The 16,942-nt window shown below is 68.5% G+C and carries 11 protein-coding genes and 4 pseudogenes; 5 read left to right on the top strand and 10 right to left on the bottom strand.

Annotation, left to right across the window (positions count from 1 at the left end):
• Nucleotides 1–189 precede the first annotated feature (189 nt).
• From C3L37_RS00830 to glmS, 3 genes are all read left to right on the top strand, one after another.
• Entirely contained in the window at nucleotides 190–1,611 is a 1,422-nt protein-coding gene (locus C3L37_RS00830; RefSeq protein WP_129112727.1) for an FAD-binding oxidoreductase, read from the top strand.
• A gap of 177 nt (nucleotides 1,612–1,788) precedes the next feature.
• Nucleotides 1,789–3,030: a sugar phosphate nucleotidyltransferase gene (locus C3L37_RS00825; protein ID WP_129112726.1), complete on the top strand. Its 1,242-nt coding sequence runs from the start codon at nucleotides 1,789–1,791 to the stop codon at nucleotides 3,028–3,030.
• Nucleotides 3,030–4,868, top strand: a complete 1,839-nt coding sequence (glmS, locus tag C3L37_RS00820) for a glutamine--fructose-6-phosphate transaminase (isomerizing) (RefSeq protein WP_129112725.1) — start codon at nucleotides 3,030–3,032, stop codon at nucleotides 4,866–4,868. The genes C3L37_RS00825 and glmS overlap by 1 nt, the downstream gene beginning before the upstream one ends.
• Before the next feature lie 587 nt (nucleotides 4,869–5,455).
• Here the strand turns inward: glmS and C3L37_RS25635 are convergent.
• From C3L37_RS25635 to aglF, 8 genes and pseudogenes are all read right to left on the bottom strand, one after another.
• Nucleotides 5,456–6,430: pseudogene (locus tag C3L37_RS25635) on the bottom strand (NAD-dependent epimerase/dehydratase family protein).
• Nucleotides 6,431–6,498: 68 nt separating this feature from the next.
• On the bottom strand, nucleotides 6,499–7,857 hold the full coding sequence (locus tag C3L37_RS00810) for an arylsulfotransferase family protein (RefSeq protein ID WP_129112724.1): 1,359 nt from the start codon (nucleotides 7,855–7,857) through the stop codon (nucleotides 6,499–6,501).
• Between the two features lie 164 nt (nucleotides 7,858–8,021).
• Nucleotides 8,022–8,225 (bottom strand): hypothetical protein, encoded by a 204-nt coding sequence (locus C3L37_RS00805; RefSeq protein ID WP_129112723.1) that lies wholly within the window; start codon nucleotides 8,223–8,225, stop codon nucleotides 8,022–8,024.
• Between the two features lie 33 nt (nucleotides 8,226–8,258).
• Nucleotides 8,259–8,606: a hypothetical protein gene (locus tag C3L37_RS00800; RefSeq protein ID WP_129112722.1), complete on the bottom strand. Its 348-nt coding sequence runs from the start codon at nucleotides 8,604–8,606 to the stop codon at nucleotides 8,259–8,261.
• A gap of 137 nt (nucleotides 8,607–8,743) precedes the next feature.
• Nucleotides 8,744–9,703, bottom strand: a complete 960-nt coding sequence (locus C3L37_RS00795) for a hypothetical protein (RefSeq protein ID WP_129112721.1) — start codon at nucleotides 9,701–9,703, stop codon at nucleotides 8,744–8,746.
• Between the two features lie 16 nt (nucleotides 9,704–9,719).
• Nucleotides 9,720–10,659: pseudogene (locus C3L37_RS25630) on the bottom strand (NAD-dependent epimerase/dehydratase family protein).
• 160 nt (nucleotides 10,660–10,819) lie between these two features.
• Nucleotides 10,820–11,761: pseudogene (locus tag C3L37_RS00780) on the bottom strand (sugar transferase); the annotation flags it as partial.
• 425 nt (nucleotides 11,762–12,186) lie between these two features.
• On the bottom strand, nucleotides 12,187–12,921 hold the full coding sequence (gene aglF, locus C3L37_RS00775; protein WP_129112719.1) for a UTP--glucose-1-phosphate uridylyltransferase AglF: 735 nt from the start codon (nucleotides 12,919–12,921) through the stop codon (nucleotides 12,187–12,189).
• A gap of 119 nt (nucleotides 12,922–13,040) precedes the next feature.
• Between aglF and C3L37_RS00770 the strand changes: the two are divergent.
• Nucleotides 13,041–14,293, top strand: a pseudogene (locus C3L37_RS00770) (nucleotide sugar dehydrogenase).
• 388 nt (nucleotides 14,294–14,681) lie between these two features.
• On the opposite strand, the gene C3L37_RS00765 reads toward C3L37_RS00770, so the two are convergent.
• Nucleotides 14,682–15,224: a hypothetical protein gene (locus C3L37_RS00765; RefSeq protein ID WP_129112718.1), complete on the bottom strand. Its 543-nt coding sequence runs from the start codon at nucleotides 15,222–15,224 to the stop codon at nucleotides 14,682–14,684.
• 201 nt (nucleotides 15,225–15,425) lie between these two features.
• On the opposite strand from C3L37_RS00765, the gene C3L37_RS00760 reads away from it, so the two are divergent.
• A complete protein-coding gene (locus C3L37_RS00760; protein ID WP_129112717.1) occupies nucleotides 15,426–15,647 on the top strand; it encodes a hypothetical protein in 222 nt (73 codons plus the stop codon).
• 147 nt (nucleotides 15,648–15,794) lie between these two features.
• Here the strand turns inward: C3L37_RS00760 and C3L37_RS00755 are convergent, their stop codons facing one another.
• Nucleotides 15,795–16,697, bottom strand: a complete 903-nt coding sequence (locus tag C3L37_RS00755; protein ID WP_129112716.1) for a hypothetical protein — start codon at nucleotides 16,695–16,697, stop codon at nucleotides 15,795–15,797.
• Between the last annotated feature and the right edge of the window lie 245 nt (nucleotides 16,698–16,942).

Below are 16,942 nucleotides of genomic sequence, written 5' to 3'. Positions count from 1 at the left end.
CCACACCACCCCCGCACCAGTCGCGTAGAAATAATTGTATGCACTCCCGTTCGAAAACGGTGGCGTCGCGCGCGCTCTCGTCTCGGCGGCTTCGGTTCCGCGCCGGCCGCTGCCGACCGAAACGACTGTCGCGCCCGCCGCGAACATGTGTTATGCCATCGCACGACGATCGTCCAGTGGTGGACCTCGATGGCCACGAGACGAGCGGGAGAAAGAGGTGGGGAACTGAACGAGACGGCCGTCGCGCGCCTCCGATCCCGGTTCAAGGGCGAACTCCTCCGGCCGGAGGATCCGGGGTACGAGGAGGCGCGCGCGGTCTGGAACGGGATGATCGACAGGCGGCCCGCGCTCGTCGCTCGATGCCGGGGCGTCGCCGACGTGATCGAAGCCGTCGACTTCGGTCGCGACGAGGGGGTGGAGATCGCCGTCCGGGGCGGCGGACACAACGTCGCGGGCAACGCGGTGTGCGACGACGGCCTCGCGATCGACCTCTCGGAGATGAACGACGTGCGCGTGGACCTCTCGACGCGGACCGTCCGCGCGGGCGGCGGCGCGACCTGGGCGGACGTCGACCGAGAGACGCAGCTGTTCGGGCTGGCGACGCCGGGCGGCGTCGTCTCGGACACCGGCATCGCGGGGCTGACGCTCGGCGGCGGTCTCGGGCACCTGCGACGAAAGTACGGACTGAGCTGCGACAATCTCGTCTCCGTCGACCTCGTCACGCCCGACGGGATGTTCCTGACGGCGAGCGAGGACGAGTACGAGGACCTCTTCTGGGCGCTCCGGGGCGGCGGCGGCAACTTCGGGGTCGTCACCTCCTTCGAGTACCGACTCCACCCCGTCGGCCCGGAGGTCGCGGGGTGCTTCGTCTTCCACCCGGGCGATGAGGCGACGGAGGGGCTCCGGTTCTTCCGCGAGTACGCGGCGTCGGCCCCCGAGGAGGTCAGCGTGCTCGCCTTCTTCGCGTTCGTCCCCGACGATCCGACGTTCCCGGAGGCCGCGCGCGGCGAGTTCGCCCTCGCGTTTCTCGGGTGTTACGCCGGCCCGGTCGGCGAGGGGACGGACGCGCTCCGCCCGCTCCGGGAGTTCGCGACGCCGCTCGCCGACCTAAGCGGGCCGATGGCGTACACGGATCTCCAGTCGATGCTCGACGAGGACTACCCCGAGGGCATGGAGTACTACTGGAAGTCGCAGTACGTGGACGATCTGAGCGACGAGATCGTCGCGCAGCTTCGGGACGCCGCGGCGACCGCCCCGTCGACGCTCTCGACGGTCGACGTCTGGCAGCTCGGCGGCGCGATCGACCGGATCGGTCCCGACGAATCCGCGTTCGGGAACCGCGGCGCCCCGTACCTCGTCACGTTCGAGGCGAACTGGGAGCGCCCCGAAGACAGGGAGGCCAACGTCCGGTGGGCGCGCGACGGCCTCGCGGCGCTGCGTCGTCACACCTCGCGCGGCGCGTACGTGAACTTCCCGGGGTTCGGAGAGGAGGGCGAGGCGCTCGTCCGCGCCGCCTACGGCGACAACTACGATCGGCTCGTCGAGGTGAAGTCGACGTACGATCCCGAGAACGCGTTCCACCTGAACCAGAACGTCGTCCCGAACGCGTAACGGCGGGGCCCGACCGCCGCAGTCGGCCGGCGGCGTCGCCCGACCGGCGGCGGCGAAGCGGAGGCGCGGACGGTCACCTCCTCCGTACTGTCATCTGTTCCCTGTCGTCCGCCGTTTATCGATCCGCCGACACGTTCGACAACAAGGTTATTACGCTCCGTACAGCATCAAACGTACATGAATATCCAGTCCGCCGTCGTGTTGGCGGCCGGCGAGGGGACGCGCCTCCGCCCCCTCACGAAACACCGGCCGAAGCCGATGCTCCCGGCGGCGAATCGGCCGATCCTGGAGTACGTCCTCGACGCCCTCGTCGACGCGGGCATCGAGGATCTGCACCTCGTCGTCGGCTACAAGCGCGACCGGGTGCAGAACCACTTCGGCGCGTCGTACCGCGACAGGCGGATCACGTACCACGTTCAGCGCAAGCAGTTAGGAAGCGGCCACGCGCTGCTCCAGGCGCTCCCGGCGCTCGACGCCGACTTCCTCGTCGTCAACGGCGACCAGATCGTCCGGCGGGAGATGGTGACCGCCGTCCGCGAGGCGCACACCGTCGAGGACGTGGCGACGCTCGCGGTCATCGAGAGCGAGCAAGCGCCGAACTACGGGGCCGTCCAGATGAGCGACGACAGGATCGTCGAGTTCGTCGAGAAGCCGCAGAGCGACACCTACCACCTCCTGAACGCCGGCGTCTACGTCTTCGCTCCCTCCTTCGCCGCCGAGATCGAGGCGACGCCGCGGCACCACGGCGAACTGTCGCTCGCGGACGCCATCGCCGAACTCGTCGCCGACGACAGCCCGGTTCGGGGCGTGCTCACCGACGGCATCTGGGAGGACGCGACCTACCCGTGGGACCTGCTGTCGCTCGCCCGCGAACTCCTGAACCGCGGGCTCGTCGAGGGGTCTGACGGCGACGCCGCGTCGGATGGCGGTGCCGCCGCATCGACGGACGCCGACGCCCTCCCCGGCGTGTACGTCGACGAGACGGCGACCGTCCACCCGGACGCGACGCTCCGGCCGCCGGTCATCGTCGGCCCCGACGCGGTCGTCGGTCCGACCGCCGTCGCCGGCCCCAACACCGCGCTCGGGCGGAACGCCACCGTCGAGGCCGGGGCGGTAGTTCGCGACTCCGTCGTCGACGCCGACGCGCGGGTCGGCCCGAACGCGACCCTCGTCGACTGCGTGACCGGCCAGAGCGCCCAGATCGGTCCGGGAACGACGATCCCGGGCGGCGTCGCGGACGTCCGCATCGGAACGCGGGTCCACGAGGGGTGTCAGCTCGGGGCCGTCGTCGCGGACCGGGCGCGGATCGACGGCGGCGCGACGGTCGAGCCCGGCTCGCTCGTCGGTCCGAACGCCCGCGTTCGAACGGGCGCGCACGCGAGCGGGACCGTCGCCGAGAACGCGGAGGTGCGGCGCTGATGTGCGGCATCATCGGCGTCGCCGGTTCGGCGGGCGGAACGCGCGAGGTCCTGCTCGACGGGCTGGCCAACCTGGAGTACCGCGGCTACGACTCGGCAGGGATCGCGGTCGACGGCGGCGCGTCACGCGAGCGAAACGCGGCCGCCCGCGGCGGAATCGACGTCGCGAAGAAGGAGGGCGAGCTGTCCGCGCTCCGCCGCGCGCTCGTCGGCGAGACGATCGACGGCTCCGTCGGGATCGGTCACACGCGCTGGAGCACCCACGGGCCGCCCTCGGACCGGAACGCCCACCCGCACACCGACGGGGCGGGTCGGGTCGCGGTCGTCCACAACGGCATCATCGAGAACCACGAGTCGCTCCGGACGGAGCTCGAAGCGAAGGGCGTCGCGTTTTCGAGCGACACGGATTCGGAGGTCGTCCCGCACCTGATCGCCGAGGCGCTCGCCCGCGGTGCGGACCCGGAGGCGGCGTTTCGGGAGGCGGTCTCCCGGCTCGACGGCAGCTACGCGCTCGCGGCGATCGTCGAGGGCGCGGGGGCGATCTTCGCGGCCAGACACGACTCGCCGCTCGTCCTCGGGATCGGCGACGGCGCGAACTACCTCGCGAGCGACGTCCCCGCCTTTCTGGAGCACACCCGCGACGTCGTCTACCTCGAAGACGGCGAGTTCGCCGTCCTCACCGCCGACGCGTGGCGGGTCGAGGACGCGTCGGGCGAACCGGTCGAAAAGGAGGTCCAGACGGTCGAGTGGAGCGCGGAGCAGACCGGCAAGAGCGGCTACGACCACTTCATGCTCAAGGAGATCCACGAGCAACCGAAGGCGCTCCGGGGGTGTCTGCGCGGCCGCGTCGACGAACTCGACGGGTGCGTCGCGGTGGAGGGGCTCGACGGCCTCGAAGCGCCCGCGGAGGTGCAGTTCGTCGCCTGCGGCACCTCCTACCACGCCGCGCTCTACGGCGCGTACCTGCTGGGCGACGCGGGCGTCGCGACCGCGGCGTACCTCGCGAGCGAGTACGCCACCTCCCAGCCGCCGCTCTCGCCCGACACGCTCGTCGTCGGGATCACCCAGAGCGGGGAGACGGCGGACACGCTCAGCGCGCTCCGGAAGGCCCGCGGCAGGGGCGCGGAGACGCTCGCGCTCACGAACGTCGTCGGGTCGACCGCCGCCCGAGAGTGCGACCACGTCATGCACCTCCGCGCCGGTCCCGAGATCGGCGTCGCCGCGACGAAGACGTTCTCCTCGCAGCTCGTCGGGCTCAACCTCCTGATCGAGGAGCTACTCCCCGACGCCTCGCGCGGCGACGTCCGCGAACTCGTCTCCGCGCTCCGGGACCTCCCGGCGCAGGTGCAGGAGGTGCTCGACGACTCGCGGGCGGCCGACGTCGTCGACGAGTACTTCGGCGCGAAGTCGTTCTTCTTCGTCGGCCGGGGCGTCCACTACCCCGTCGCGCTGGAGGGTGCGCTGAAGTTCAAGGAGATCACCTACGAGCACGCCGAGGGCTTCGCCGCGGGCGAGTTGAAGCACGGCCCGCTCGCGCTCGTGACGGCGGAGACGCCGGTGTTCGCAGTCGTGACCGGCGACGGCGAGAACGCGCGGAAGACGATCGGCAACGTGAAGGAGGTCGAAGCGCGCGACGCGCCCGTGGTCGTCGTGACCGACGGGGTCTCTGACGCGGCGATGTACGCGGACTCGGTGCTGGAGATCCCGGCGGTCCACGAGCGGACCGCGCCCGTGCTGGCGAACGTCCAGCTCCAGCTCGTCGCGTACCACATGGCCGCGCGGCTCGGGCGGGCGATCGACAAGCCGCGGAACCTGGCGAAGAGCGTCACCGTGGAGTGAGAACGCGACGGGGCGCTCCACGCGCCGGGGTCGGGACGCGAGGGCGCGGGCGCTCGGCTGTGCGCCTGGCGGGCGGCGTTCCGCGACACCCGCGTCGGCGCGCTCGTCGCCGCGACGCCAGAACCCCCGGAGCCGCCCGCGGAGAGCGGCAGAAACCGGCACGTCGATGCCGACCGCGACGCCGACGCAGGGGGAGATACCGCCAGAGACGCCGATGTCGACGAGTCGCGGGGCGAGTGACCGGCGCGTCGCACCGCGGCCCGATGTCGTAACCGACTCGTTCGGCGACGGATTCGTGTATACGGTTGTCGAGAAGCGGTACCCCTCGGACGGCCGACGGTCGTACGGATCCACGACGTCGGCCAGATCGCGAATAACGCGTCGATCTCTCGGTTCAGCGCTATTTCGTCGCACCGCGGCGTCCCGTCCTCGTCTTAGGCTCGTGTCGGGAGCGTACGCCGGGAACGGGCGTCAAAAAGATACTTTAGAAAATGGATCGGCCAGATACGTTCTCCCTTCCGCGTTCGGCGCGTCAGCGTCGCACCGTCAGACCCGGCCGCGACTCACACCGATCCGCCGACCCCTGCTCACGACGCCCGCACCAGCTGCTCGTACCACGACCGGTTCCGCTCGTACCACTCGACGAACCGCGCTATGCCCGCCTCGATCGGGGTCGAGGGATCGTAGCCGAGCAGCTCCCGCGCCTTCGACACGTCCGCGTGGGTGTGTTCGGCGTCCGCCTCCAGCGCGTCGTCGTCCGCGAGACGGTCGCGGATCACCGCCGCCAGCTCCCGGATATCGATGGTGTCGGTGCTCCCGACGTTCAGTGCCTCGACGTCCGCGGCGCTCGATTCGAAGAGCGTCCGGTTCCCTCGACCACGTCGTTGACGAACGTGAAGTCGCGCGTCTGCGTCTCGTCGCAGTAGATCACTGACGATTCGCCGTTGTAGCACCGCGAGACAAAGTTCGAGACGAGATGGCCACGTTGGGTCGCATCCGCGGGCCGTACACGGTGAAGTACCGCAGACGCACCGTCGGCAGGCCGTGCAACTCGTGGTACACCCGCGCGTAGTGTTCACCCGCGAGCTTCGAGACGCCGTAGGGGCTCACCGGCTCCGTCGGGTGGTCCTCCGCCTCCGCGTACGGGAGCGATCGCGGCTTGCCGCACATGGAGGACGAGCTCGCAAGGACGACCTGGCGACGTCGTCCTCGACGGCCGCCTGCAGGACGTTTACCGTCCCGTCGACGTTGATCGCGGTCGCCTTCCGCGGTCGTCCACGCTCGTCCGCACGCCCGCCTGCGCGGCCTGGTGGAAGACGGCGTCGGCGTCGCCGACGAGCTCCGACACCAGGGCCGCGTCGCGCACGTCCCCCTCGACGAATTCGTACCCCCCGTCGCCCGACGTCGCGAGCGCACGACACGCCTCGACGGCGTGCACTTTGATCCCCGTCGTAGAACGGCTCGAAGCTGTCAAGCGCCGTGACGTCGTGGCCGTCCCGAACGAACTCCTACGGGAGATGGCCGCCGATGAACCCCGCGCATCCCGTGACGAGTATCTGCATCGTGGGGAACGCGTCCGTTCACTGATGAAAATCCGTCGGGATCAACGCCCGTGTTCGAGGGTCGTCGCTCACTCGTCCTTCCGGTAGAACGGCGACTGGAGGCCGATTCCGCGGTCGAACCCGCGCCACCGGAGTTCGAGCGCGGCCCAGGCGATCCCCGTCAGGACCGCGACGCCGACTGCCGCGAACTCCGGGCGACCCATCCACGTCGGCGCGACGTAGACGATCGCGTTGGCGACGCGCGGCGGGACGATCAACTTGGCGAGGCGCACAAACAGAGCGAAGACGCCGGGACCGCCGCCGTCTCTCCTCTCTCCGCCGTCGGCGGCGGTTTGGGATTCGAGGCCGAGTTTTCGCGCGCTCTCGCCGCTCGCGCTCTCGTCGCCGGTTTCGAGGCGCTCCACGTCGTATGGGTGGGACACCGGAACCTCCCAGACGACCTCGCCCGCGGGGTTCACTTCGAGCACACGCTTGCCGTTAGTGTCGGCGATCAGTGTGTTGCCGTTGGGCAGGCGGTCGGCGTCGCGCGGCCACTGCATCCGCGCGTCGGACCACTCCCACGTCCGCACCCACTCGCCGTCGACGCGCTGGAACTCCTGCACGCGGGCGTTCTCCGAGTCGGCGACGACGACGGCCGGTCCGCCGCGTTCCTCGGGGATGTAATCCGGATTGTGCTGTTCGTACATTGTGTCGTAGTCGTCCTCCGATCCGAGGGTCCACCCCTCCTGCATCCCCGTCTCGCGGTCGAGGAAGACCACCTGATCCTGGTTGCGCAAGCTCACCATCACCCGGCCGTCGTCGAGGAGTTCCACGTCGTTCACGTGCGCCCAGTCGCCGGGGTACGGCCCGCCGCCCTCGACGGGGAAGTCGCTCTGTGCGTCCCACGCCCACTCGATGACCTCGGTCTCGGTGTTCACCATGAGTACCTGATCTTCGACAATGTCGGCGACGAGGACACGCTCGTCGTCGACGCGGTCGGCGTCGTGCCACTCGCCCGCAGTCTCGCGGTGGTCGTAGCGCGCGTACACCACATCGGTCTCGCCGGTCGAGAGGTTCGCGCGCTCTATGACGTTTCGCGCGCAGGGCGGGTCCGTACACCTCGCGCTCTTTCCGTGGAGGGTGTCCGTCGCGGTGTACTCGACGGTCATCCGATCGCCGGGGACGGGATCCACGTCGAAGTACTTCGTGTGCGAATTGTTGTAGTACTGGAGAGTCCCGTCGGGTTCGTAGGCGATGATAGTGCCGTACTTCGCCGACTCCGTGACGACCGTGTGTCCGCCGCGTGGCTCGGCGCGCGGGACGTCCTCGGCGGTCGCCGTCGACAACCCGGTCGACGCGCCGTAGACGAGGGTCGCTCCCGAGACAAGGAGGACCGCGAGAAACGCGACTCTGAGGCCGGTTCGCGTGAGGGTGGGTGCGGAAATCACGCCGTCGTGGCTCCGGCGGTCGTTCGGGCGGGCGTACGTTCGGCGGAGAGTTGCACGGCGGTCAGGCGGGGCATGGCCCACCTGCACGGGGGAGACTCATAGTGTTTACCCGTTGGCCGTCACCGTCGCCTCGGCGTCGCGCACCACCTTCCTGCCCGTCGCCGTCACTCGTCGTCCGCCGCGTCGTCTTCGTCGGGCTCCTCGGCGGTCGCCCGCTCGCCGTTCGCCGCGTATTCGTCGGCCGTTGCCGTTCGCTCGTAGATGAACGACGCCCCGCCCACCGTCACGTCCGTTCGCGCGGTCACCGACTCGCCCGGCCCCGCCTCCCCCGAGAGCGTCGCGCCCTCGACGATCGCGAACGCCTTCACCGATCCGTCGTCCGACGCGTAGATGCAGCAGTACTAACCAAGCCCCGAGACAGCATCGTCGCCGCCGTACCGCTCGTGGAGCCGCGTCCCCAGCGCGTCCTCCGGACACGACGAACCCCGCGCCCTGTTGCGGAGGGTCTCGTACCACTCCTCGCCGTCGGTCGCGCGCATGAACGAATCGTAGTTGGAATAGGCTAAGCCGTAGGACTCGGACTCGCCGTTGACGAGGCCGTTGTACATCCAGTTTCGCCCCCACTCGCTGAGGACGTAGTTCTCCGGGTACTCGTAGCCGCGCTTGTCGGCGTGCGCGCGCATCTGAACCGCCGCCTCGAACGCTGGTTTCGGAACCGTGAGCTGGCCGGTCTTCACCGGAATCTGCACGAAGCTGAAGCTCCCGACGAGCGCGCCGAGTCCGAGGAGCGACTGCGCCTCGCGGCGGTCGGGACGGACGACGGCGGGTTCGTCGGCATCGGCTGGGCGCGTCGACGCACGCCGCTCGAACGGCCGCGGCGGTCACGCTAGATCGACGGCGGCCGCGAGGTGGACGAACACGAGGCTGGCGAAGGGCGCGACGAACACCGACAGCTCGCCCGCGAAGCGAAGTTGAACCAGCGCGAGTGCGAGGAAGTACCAGCCGTACACCGACGCCGCGAGCCACGCCGGTCGGTGCGCCCGGAGCGCGCGCCGGGTCGCCCACGCGAGGGACGGCAGCGCCAACGCGAGGACCGACCCGAAGAGGAGCAGCGGCCCGATGATCGTGCTAACTGCGGCCCACAAGCGAATGCACCTCGGCGCTGTGGCCGGCGTCGAGCAGGTACTCCACCCCGACCTCGAACTCGGAGACGAGGTCCGGGAAGACGACCGCGACGACCGGGTACCACGCCAGCGTCGACGGCGCTCGTGTCGCCGCCGAGGAGTTCGTCACCGACGAAGAGGGTCACGACGAGGAGCGGCTCCCCGGCCGCCAACCGGTGCGGCAGCGACGACAGCGCGCCCGGATCGAACGGGCCGGGCGTCTCCGCGACGAGCCGGTCGACGAGGTACCGGTATAGGTACGGGTCGTTGCCGGAGAGCATGACCTCGCCGCCCCGGTACACGTCCGGGAGCGAGAACAGCCGCAGCGCGACGAGGAACAGGAGCGCCCTCGACAGCGCCGCGGCGACGCGGCTATCGACCGCCGGAATCGACTGCATCGAGGGTCCGGCGAGAGTGGCTCGCCCCGCCGCCCGTTCCCCGTCGCCATCGCCTTCGATCGCGACTTTGACGCCCGCGGGATCGACCACGCGGTAGCCGCCGTCGCGCTTCTCGACGATCCCAGCCGCGACGATCTCGCCGAACACCCCGGAGTCGGCGGCGACGTCGTCTAACTCCCACGAGCCGTCCCGGTTTTCGTACACGTCGAGCAGATCCCGAAAGGCGCCCTCGAACTCTGGGCGCTCGTCGAGGAGCGCCGTCGCGGCCTCGCACGCGTCGGTCACGTCGGTTCTCCCCGGCTCATCGGATCCGGTCCCTCCCCCCTCCTCGGACCGTCGTCTTCGATCGCGCGCTCCAAACGAGCGTTTCCAGCCCCTCCGGGAGCGAGCACGTCGGTTCGTACCCGAGCCGGTCGCGGGCGTTCGAGAGGTCGGCCCGACTTCGCTCGATGTCGCTCGGAGGGGGTCCTCGTGGACGATCGGCGTGTCGCTCCCGGTCGCCTCGCGGACGAGCGATGCGAGCGTCCGGATTGTCATGCTCTCTCCGGTGCCGACGTTGAACGCCTCCCCGACGCGGTCGGTCGCCGCCGCGAGCAGGTTCGCCCGGACGACGTCGCGGACGTGGACGAAGTTGCGCGTCTGCGTCCCGTCGCCCTCCACCGTGATCGGCTCGCCCGCGCGGGCCTGCCGGAGGAAGACGCTGATCACGCCGCTGTAGTCGTTCCCCGTCTGCCGGGGGCCGTACACGTTGAAGCACCGGAGGGCGACCGTTTCGAGGCCGTACAGGTCGCGTACAGCCGCGCGTAGCGGTCCGCTGCGAGCTTCTGGAGGCCGTACGGCGAGTCGGCGCGGGCGGGTCGTCCTCCGCGATCGGAACGCGCTCGGGCTGGCCGTAGATCGCGCTACTCGACGCGAGGACGACGCGCGCGTCCTCGCGGCGGGTACGTTCGAGCAAGCGGAGCGTCGAGTCGAGGTTTACCTCGTTGCTCCGCAGGGGGCCTCGACGGAGCGGTCCACGCTCACGACGCCTGCCTGGTGGAAGATCACGTCCGCCCCGTCGATCGCCCGGTCGAGCGTCCGCGCGTCCCGGATGTCGCCCTCGACGAGCGTCTCCCCGGCGGGCACGCGCTCGCGCCGTCCGGACGAGAGGTCGTCAAGGACGCGAACCTCGTTCCGGGGAACGAGCGCGCGTCGGCGAGGTGGCTGCCGACGAAACCCGCGCCGCCGGTCACGAGCACCATCGCGTCGGCGGGGCCGGGGGACGAATCCGCCTCCCGGCCCCGGGCGTCGGTCGTCACTCGTCCCCTCCGCCCTGCGGGTCCGGATCACCCCCGCCCGGCCGTCCGACTCCCGTCGTCGACCGCGAGAGAGCAGCTCCGCCGCGTCGCGGAGGACGAGCCAGAGCTGTCTCGCGACGAGCTTCAAGTCATAGGCGAACGACTGACGCCGGATGTACGCCACGTCGTACTCGAGCTTCCGCGCCGGCTCGTGACCGGTCGTGCGGTTGATCTGCGCGAGCCACGTCATCCCCGGCTTCACGAACCACCACCGCTGCCACGCGGCGACGGTCGTCCGACTGTCGCCCTCGATCTCCGGACGCTCCGGGCGCGGGCCGACGACGCTCATGTCGCCGACGAGGATCGACCACAGCTGCGGGATCTCGTCGAGGTGCGTCCGGCGGAGGACTCACCCAATCCGCGTGACGTGCGGATCGATGCCGTCAGCGTCCTCCCGGCTGATGACCACGCCCGTCCCCGCCTCTGCGTCCGCCGTCATGCTCCTGAACTTCCAGACGGCGAACGTGTCGCCGAAGACCATCGTCCGCTCCTGACTGTAGAGCACAGGAACCCGGCCATCGAGTTTGATTGCGAGCGCGACGATCGCACAGACCGGAGCCAGACACGTGAGCCCCGTGGCCGCGAACGCCACGTCAAACGTCCGTTTTGCGATCCGCTCTTGGAGGTCCCACGGCTCGATATCGACGATGCCGCCGTCCGTTTCGCCGGGGACGAGCACGCTGTCCGCCCGCTCGCAGCGGATCTGCGTCCGAACGCCGACGGCGTGACACGTCGTCAGCGCACCGAAGAAGGATTCGCGGTCAGGCCGGGAGATGACGCAGATGGCGGTGTCGACGTCGTTCGCGACGAGGATCTCCTCCAGCTGCGAGACGTCGCCGAGATGGCGGAGTCCGCATTCGTCGCCTCCAACGCCGCCTCGCCGTCCGTGACGGCGCGCTCGTCGCCGCCGTCGGGACCGGCGCACCCCGCGTCGACGACCGATGTCCCGGGCGACGTGACGTACCCCACGACCGTCGTCGTGGCCGTCGAGACGATCCGCTCCCATGGGTCGTCGCCGACGATGACCGCGCGCTCCGGCGTCTGAGGGAGCGTCGGCCGGATCGCGACGAACCACGGGAGCAGAACGACGAGACAGAGGCCGGCGGCGACGAGGAGCGTCGCCTTCGGCAGCCATACGGGTATCCGAAGTAGCCGAGCGCGGGAATACGCGTCAGGACGGACTGCACCGGTGCCACGTTGGCGAGAAGCACCGCCCCCCAAAGAGGCCGGCACCCCCGGCAGCGCTCGTTGCGAGGTAGCGACGGTCACCAGACATGTTCGGACGCCGTGCGCCTCGGACGACGTCCACCGTCGGCGAAAGTATATGTTAAATATTATTTCTGGATATTCGAGAAATATTGGATATATTCCGTGATCTGATTCTTCCGGAGCGTGAGGTGAAAGACGGTCGCGGGACCGCTCTCGCGGTCGTCATTCCGCCCCTAGTGCGAGCGCCCGAAGCTGGCGCTCCGCCTCGTCTCGGTCCTCGAGGTAGCCGACGTCGATCCGCCACCCGTCGAGTCGGATAGCGTCGATCGTCCGGCCGCTCCGGATGAGCAGGTTGATCGCGTCCGTGATCTCGTACTCGCCTCGCTCCGACGGCTGGACGAGGTGGCAGGCGTGGAAGATCGTGGGAGAGAACGTATAGAAGCCGGTCATGACGAGTCGCGCGGGCGGGTCGTCCGGCTTTTCGACGACGCGAACGATCTCGCCGTAGTCGTTCGTGTCGCAGACGCCGTACCGGCTCGCCTCCTCCTGCGGCACCTCCTCGACGAGGAACGCGGCTTCGGTCCGCGTCTCCGACTCTGGGTTGACGACGTCCGAGAAGTTCGCCCGGAAGACGTTGTCCCCGAGCATGAGCATGAGCATGAAGTCGTCGTCGATGTGCTCTTCGACGGTCAAGAGCGCGTGCGCGAGGCCCCTCTGTTCGCGCTGGTGGCTGTACGTGATCGGGACGCCCGCAAACTCGTCGCCGTAGCGACTGATGATCGCCTCTTTCCGGTAGCCGACGACGACGATGAACTCCGTCGCGCCGAGCTCTACCAACCGCTCGAAGCAGCGGGTGAGTATCGGCTCGCCGGCCACCTCGACGAGCCATTTCGGTTTGTCCTCCATCAGAGGTCGGAGCCGTGTTCTCCTCCCCGCCGCCAACACAACCGCGTTCATATACGAGTTTAGTTATGGTAAAAAAGATATATTCTTGCATTAATATTTATTTTAATATAGATTTATACATTGAAACCAATCTTCCAAAATCATATCTGATACTTGATACGTGTTCGGCGATGGACGTCAGCATCGTCGGCAGCGGCTACGTCGGAACCGCGACCGCGGCGTGTCTCGCGGACCGCGGCCACCAGTCGTCGCCGTCGACGTCGACGAGTCGGTCACGGAGCGCATCGACCACGGCGAAGCCCCGATCCACGAACCCGGGTTGGCAGAACTTCTCGACAAATGCGCCGGGAACCGCCTCCGGGCGACAACGGATTACGGGGCGATCCGGGGGACCGACGCGACGGTGCTCTGTCTCCCGACGCCGTCCGACGAGGACGGTCGGATCGACACGCGGACCCTCGAAGCCGGCGTCGCCTCGGTCGGCGAGTCGCTCGGCGCGTCCGGAGATCGCCACCTCGTCGTCTTCAAGAGCACAGTCGTCCCCGGAACGACCGAGCGCGTCCTCGAACCGCTCCTCGAAGCGCGCGTCGGCGCGGCGGGCGAGGCGTTCGACCTCGTCGTAAACCCCGAGTTCCTGCGGGAAGGGAGCTCCGTCGCCGACTTCTTCTACCCGGCCAAGGTCGTGTTCGAGTCGGCGACGGATCTGGGCCACGACGCGCTCGCCGCGCTGTACGAGCCGCTGTTCGAGTCGGCCGGCGACGTGCCGGTCGTCCGGACCGGCCACCGCGAGGCCGAGATGATCAAGTACGCGAACAACGCCTTCCTCGCGGCCAAGCTCAGCCTCGTCAACGAACTCGGGAAACTCTGCAAGGAGTACGGCGTCGATGCCTACGAGGTCGCGGGGGCGATCGGTCTCGATGGGCGGATCGGCGCGCGCTTCTTCCGGAGCGGCGTCGGGTGGGGCGGCTCGTGCTTCCCGAAGGACGTGGCGGCCCTCGTCGCCGCCCTCCGCGACGCCGGCTACGAGCCCGAACTCCTCGACGCGTCGGTAGCCGTGAACCAGAGACAGCCGAGACGGCTCCTCGACCTCCTCAACGAGCGCGTCGGCGGGCTCGACGCGGACGGCGACGAGAAACCGCCACGAATCGCCGTCCTCAGGCTGGCGTTCAAGCCCGGCACCGACGACGTGCACCACTCGCGGGCCGTCCCGGTCGTCGAGTCGCTGCTCGACCGCGGGGTCGACGTCGTCGCCTATGATCCCGTCACGGCCGAAAACGCGCGGGAGCTGTTCCCCGGAATCGAATACGCCGACTCGGCCGCGGCGGCGCTCCGGGGGGTGGACGGTGCGGTCGTCCTCACGGACTGGGACGAGTTCGATGCGATGCAGACGCCGGTCGTCGTCGACGGCCGCCGGATCGTCTAGCGTCGCGAGGGGATCGAGTACGAGGGACAGACGTGGTGAGCGGATCGCCTCCGATCGCGGCATCACCCGGCCGAGAGCGCCTCGCTGACCGCGCACCAGCGGGAGCGCGAACTCCCCAGATGAGGCGAAGTAGACGGACGCCGGAGAGGAGCAGAAACGCCGTCGTCGCGACGGCGACGAGCCCGAAGACCGCGGCTCCGAGCCGCCGATGCGGCCGATCCGTCGCCGCCGTCAGATTCCAGCCGACGAACGCGCCGCCCGCGGCAAGGTTGACGAGCGCGTGCGCCTGTAACGCCTCGCCGAGGGCGGCATCCCAGACGAGGAACGCGAGAAGGAGCACCTGCCCGCCGATCAGCGTCGCGGCCGCGTACGCCCACGCCGTCGTTCGTCACTCTCGCAGGGACCCGCGAACCGGGCCGACCCGAAGGAGGGGGTAGACGAGCATCGGTACGGGGGGGAGCAGGTACCGGACGGTCACCATCGCGTGCAGCGGGAGCCGGAGGAGGAACAGGAGCGCGAGCAGCGTCGCGAACGTTAGCGTGAACAGGTCGACCATCCGCGCGGGCGTCGCGGCGGTCGCCGCCTCCCGACCGAGTCGCGCGATCCCGCGGAGGTCGCCCCGCGACGCGAGCGAGCGTCGCCACAGCGCCGCGGCCGCAGCGACCGGGAGGGCCGCTAGCCCGCCGAGGAGCGGCATCAATTCGAGGAGCAAGAGGCTGATCGCCTCGTTGCCGTCGTCGGCCGCGAGGCCCTCGATGTAGCCGCTCTTGAGGGAGGTGTGATACAGCCGCTCGGCGTTGACCGCGGCCGCGACCCCGTCCGCGAGGAAGCCGACGAACAGGACGAGGCTGTCGACCGCGGTCGTCCACGCCCGCGCGAGCGACGCGCCGTCGCACGGGCCGCATTCCGGGAGGAAAATATGACAAATCATATATAACAGATATAGTATAAATTCGTCGGAATCCACGCCGGGTTCGACGCGACCGGACTGCGACGGCGGCCGCGGAGCGAAGCGACCCGATCGATCGGTCGAACGCGACGATGGGTGACTCGCCGTGCCGGTCAATATGGTCGGGTACGGCGAAGTATATAGAACTCGTAGTTACGTATTTATCGCTCCCGGTCATCCGAAATGAACGAGAATGGAAGTACGCCCGTCGCCGTCGCACCGAAACCGATCCCCTTGACGGTCCCCCTCCACGAACGCTTCACCGACATGAACCAGACAGCCTCGACCGCCACGACCCTGCTCCCGGACTACAGCCGCATTCAGAAAACGCTGACCGAACTGAACAGGCGGACCGCCGACGTCCGCGCACGGCCGCTCCCCGAACCGGCCGGACCGGATCCGTGAGGCGGTCATTCGGACGATTTGGGCGGTGCTCACCCAGTAGCCGCGCGGACGGTCATGTTTTCGCGAACGTCCGCTCGGCCGGCGATCCGTTCCGAAAAATCGCGTTCGAGGGTCGTTCGGTGATCGACCAGGTCGCTTCGGTCGGGCTCAGCCGCTCGTGTGGACCACGATGCGGATGTCGTCGCCGTCTTTGAGGGTATACTCCTTCGGATCCACCCGGTCGCCGTTGACCATGATCGCCACCGTGGTGTCGTCGTCGTTGTCGGAGTAGTACTCGCCGCCGTAGGTCACGATCCCGTCCTGGACGGTGATGCCGGGCAGCGTCCCCATCGCGTACTCCAGCGTGATCGCCCCCGAGTGGGCGTTCCAGTCAGCGCTACCGTCCTCGAAGTAGAAGCTGCTGTCCTGTTTCTGGTACTTCTCCTGGCTGAAGTCGACTTCCTCGCCGTCGACGACGAACTGGATGTCCCCACTGATGGTGGAGTCCTCGTCGTCGCTCGTGTCGTTCGCGTCGCCGGAGTCGGACCCGTCGTCGGTCGTCGTCTCGGTATTCTCGGCCGTCTTCGTGTCCTCAGTCGTCTCCGTATCGTCCGCTGAGGTCGTCTTCGTGTCCTCAGTCGTCTCCGTATCGTCCGCTGAGGTCGTCTTCGTGTCCTCAGTCGTCTCCGTATCGTCCGCTGAGGTCGTCTTCGTGTCCTCAGTCGTCTCCGTATCGTCCGCTGAGGTCGTCTTCGTGTCCTCAGTCGTCTCCGTATCGTCCGCTGAGGTCGTCTTCGTGTCCTCAGTCGTCTCCGTATCGTCCGCTGAGGTCGTCTTCGTGTCCTCAGTCGTCTCCGTATCGTCCGCTGAGGTCGTCTTCGTGTCCTCAGTCGTCTCCGTATCGTCCGCTGTCTCGGAGACGTCCGTTCCGTCCGGAGCCTCCGTGCCCGTCTGTTCGTCTCCCGGTCCGTCGCTACTGGTTCCACCGAGTCCGCCGCAGCCGGCGGACAGGATGACGACGCAGACCGCGACCAGTGTCAGCCCTTTTCGTGCCCTGCCGGAACGTATCATCGTCGATTACATCCGTTAGGGGGATTGGTTGTTATATCATTCGGTGTGATGTGCTATTAGATAATAGGACAACAGGTCAAATCCCGAGGAGTAGATTTGACTTGATGCGATCGTCGTCGCATGTCCGTCGAACGGACGGATCACCGGACCCCGTACCTCGAACCGAGGTCGGTCCCACGTCCGGCCAGACCGATCGTGCGCCAAAAAAGACAAGTCTATGGGTCAATAGTACGACCGCGGAACGT

This window comes from Halegenticoccus tardaugens (assembly GCF_004116405.1).
GTDB classification, from domain to species: Archaea; Halobacteriota; Halobacteria; order Halobacteriales; family Haloferacaceae; genus Halegenticoccus; species Halegenticoccus tardaugens.
The sequence above is the reverse complement of the archived record's forward strand: the minus strand, read 5'-3'. Positions and strand labels throughout refer to the sequence as shown.